We start from the raw sequence: 2,359 nt of genomic DNA, 5'->3' as shown, positions 1-2,359 counted from the left end.
TATCTTTTACGATTGGCATTCTTGGGTTTGCTGGTGTACATTGATCTTCATAAGCATTCATTGCGATTCTGTGAATTGCTTCATCCCAGTCTTTCTTATCGATTCCCTGAGATTTGAAGTTTGATGCCAAGTGTACTTTTGCCATTAACTGTTCTACTGCATCTGCAAACATTTCTACACCTTCTTCTGGTGTCTTTGGATTTAATCCGATTAACTGAGCTAATTCCATGTATTTTACATCTGCTTTATAGTTTTCAATTTTTGGCCAGATATTTAATTTTGTTGGCACTGTTCCGTTGTATCTGATTACATGTGGTAATAAGATTCCGTTTGTACGTCCATGTGGTACATGGAATTCTCCACCAATCTTATGTGCTAATGAGTGGTTCATTCCTAAGAACGCATTTGCAAAGGCCATACCAGCGATTGTTGCGGCATTGTGCATTTTTTCTCTGGCAATTGGTGTTCCTTTATTTACTGATTCTTCTAAATAATCGAATACTAATTTAACTGCCTGTTTTGCCCATCCGTCAGTAAAGTCTGATGCTAAGATTGATACGTATGCTTCCATTGCATGTGTCAATACGTCGATTCCAGTGTCAGCTGCGATTGATGCTGGTAAGCTCATTACGAATTCTGGATCTACGATTGCTACTGTTGGAGTTAATGCATAGTCAGTCAACGGATATTTTTTATTTGCTTTCTTGTCTGTAATAACCGCAAATGGTGTTACTTCTGATCCTGTTCCTGATGTTGTTGGGATACAGATTAATTTTGCTTTTTTACCTAATTCTGGGAATTTGAAAGCACGTTTTCTGATATCCATGAATTTTTGTTTGATATCATCGAAGCATACTTCTGGATGTTCATACATTAGCCACATTACTTTGGCTGCATCCATTGGTGATCCCCCACCGATTGCAATGATTGTATCCGGTTCAAATTTTCTCATTAATTCAACACCGGCTTCTACTGTATCGATGCTTGGATCTGGTTCAACATCGAAGAATAATTCGATATCTACTTTGTTTCTTCTTCTTCTGATTACATCTTCAATTTTTTCTACATAGCCAAGATTGTACATACCTCTGTCAGTAATGATCATGGCTTTTTCCATAGATTTCATGTCTCTTAAATATTTAATCGAATTCTTTTCGAAATAAATTTTTGGAGGAAGTTTAACCCATTGCATATTGTTATTACGTCTCCCTATTCTCTTAATATTGATCAAGTTTACAGCACTTACGTTGTTTGATACAGAGTTGTGTCCGTAAGATCCGCATCCAAGAGTAAGTGATGGAATGAATGCGTTGTAAACTGAACCGATTCCACCAAGTGCTGATGGTGCATTTTCAATAATACGGATAGCCTTGCAGGCATGTCCAAAACGTTTAGTGATTTCATGATCTTCTGTGTGGATCGTAGCTGAATGCCCTAATCCATGATACTCAACAATTTGAGCACATTTATTAATACCATCATCAGTTGATTCAGCTTTTAATACAGCTAATACTGGAGATAATTTTTCTCTTCCTAGCGGTTCTTGTTCACTAACCTCTGGAATCTCAGCACATAAAATTTGAGTATCTGCAGGAACTTTAAATCCTGCTTGTTCAGCAATCCATGTTGCCGGTTTACCAGCTACATTGGAATTTAATTTAGCATTTTCAACTCCTTTTTCTCTGGCACTATAACCAAACATAAACTTTTCTAGTTTTGCTTTTTCTTCTGGTGAAACAAAATGAACTTTAAAGCGTTTTATTTCTTTGATAAAGTCATCATAGATTTCCTTATCTACTACTGCTGACTGTTCAGAAGCACAAATCATCCCATTGTCGAATGACTTACCTAATACAATGTCATTGACAGCCCTTTTTAAATTACATGTCTTTTCGACGTATACTGGTGCATTACCAGCTCCAACTCCAATTGCCGGTTTACCACAAGAGTAGGCTGCCGCAACCATTGCGTTTCCACCTGTTGCTAAGATTGTTGCAACTCCTGGATGCTTCATTAATGCTGTTGTTGCATACATTGATTTAACTTCCAACCATTGGATACAGTCTTCTGGAGCTCCTGCTGCGATTGCTGCATCTTTCATAATTTGTGCTGCCATGATTGAACATGCTGTTGCACTTGGATGGAATGAGAAAATGATTGGATTTCTTGTTTTTAAACAGATCAATGATTTAAAGATTGCAGTTGATGTTGGGTTTGTTGTTGGAACAATACCGCATACAACACCTACTGGTTCAGCAATTTCAGTAATTCCTAAAAGTGGATCTTCATTGATGATTCCAACCGTTTTTAAATGACGTAAGTTGTTTGTTACGTATTCGCAAGCAAATAAGTTTTTAAC

The 2,359-nt window shown here is 37.1% G+C and carries 1 protein-coding gene; it reads right to left on the bottom strand.

The features are described from left to right. Window positions 1–2,359: bifunctional acetaldehyde-CoA/alcohol dehydrogenase (adhE, locus tag J7M77_RS16610; protein ID WP_296880592.1), on the bottom strand; the 2,359-nt coding region annotated here is incomplete at both ends.

The organism is Thomasclavelia sp. (assembly GCF_017889095.1).
In the GTDB taxonomy this organism is placed as follows: Bacteria; Bacillota_I; Bacilli_A; order Erysipelotrichales; family Coprobacillaceae; genus Thomasclavelia.
Note: the sequence above shows the minus strand (reverse complement) of the source record. Positions and strands in the feature narration are given on the sequence as shown.